Annotated in this window: 1 protein-coding gene; it reads right to left on the reverse strand. The window is 47.5% G+C overall.

Annotated elements, in window-relative coordinates:
* A partial coding sequence (locus AC5KOD_RS02550; RefSeq protein WP_496912974.1) for a MalY/PatB family protein occupies positions 1-900 on the reverse strand: 900 nt, incomplete at its 3' end.
* Between the last annotated feature and the right edge of the window lie 33 nt (positions 901-933).

The raw sequence follows: 933 nt of genomic DNA on the forward strand, positions 1-933 counted from the left end.
GTGAAAGCCGTCGGCTCCTTGAACGGCGGTATATCGCTCCCGCAATTCAGGGTTAGCGATCACGACATTCGCTGTTTGGAGGCCAGCCAGATTAAAGCTCTTACTCGGTGCGGTTAGAATCACTGAATTGGCTTGCGCCTCTGCCGACAAGGTACTGAAGACGGTATGCTGAAAGCCCGGTGAAATCAGGTCGAAATGGATTTCATCGGAAACAACCACTACCTGATGCTGACGACAAATTCGGTCGACTTCTTCTAATTCCGCTTGGCGCCAGACACGGCCCACCGGATTATGCGGGCTACAAAAAATCAATAAGCGCGTCTGAGGCAAGCTGGCTTTAGCTTCTAGGTCCACAAAATCAATGGTATAGTGACCGTTTTGATTGACTAAAGAACTGGCGATCACCTTACGATCTGACTTTTCAATGGCCGCTCTAAAAGGATAATAAACAGGGGATAAAATCAAGACCCCCTCGCCTACCTCCGTATAGGCTTTCACTGAATGGTAAAGAGCCGTCACGATGCCCGGTGAGACAACCAGCCAGTCTTTTTCAATCTGCCACTGATGACGGCGCGCCATCCAGTTAATCACGGCCTCATAATAGCTGTCAGTCGGTTGGGTATAGCCTAAAACCATGGACTCAAGGTAAGTCTTCAAGCCCTCAATCAGCTCTGGTGGATGAAGTAAATCAGTATCGGCTACGGATAAGGGCACGATATCTGTTGGTAAATCAGGGTAACTGTCGCGCATTTGACGCCATTTAGCTGAGCCGTCGGCCAAACGATCGCGACTGGTAGTAAAATCATAGGTCATATCATTTTTCTTCCTTTCTTTGATACTTGTACGATCCCTGTCACCTAATTTTGCATGACAGAGATAATAATTATCACTTAAAAGCAATGCCAGCGAAGATTCCTGCTAATATGGCTGACA

The sequence above is a fragment of the Vagococcus sp. WN80Y genome (assembly GCF_059621045.1).